The 210-nt window shown below is 59.0% G+C and carries 1 protein-coding gene; it reads right to left on the bottom strand.

Features of this window, described 5'->3' with window-relative positions; translation table 11 throughout:
* Nucleotides 1-210, bottom strand: a 210-nt coding sequence (locus tag ACZYUB_RS16675; protein ID WP_463949349.1) for a hypothetical protein, incomplete at both ends; no start/stop codon positions are given.

Here is a 210-nt window from a genome sequence, read left to right as displayed (position 1 = left end):
CTCCAGGTTCCGGTCGTCAGGCTCTCGCCCTCGACCACCGTGTTCGGGGTGGCGGCAATGCTGATCTCTGGCACGTCATCGACAATCTGGATGCTCAGGTTGCTGCTGGCGGTATCGCCATCCCGATCGGTGACCAGAATGCTGGTGTTATCCAACAGCACATCGTTGCCAGTATCGGGATGGGCCTCATTGCCCAGCAGGGTATAGGTA

Source organism: Pseudaeromonas sp. HNCC25DJ182 (genome assembly GCF_055413365.1).
Note: the sequence above shows the minus strand (reverse complement) of the source record. Positions and strands in the feature narration are given on the sequence as shown.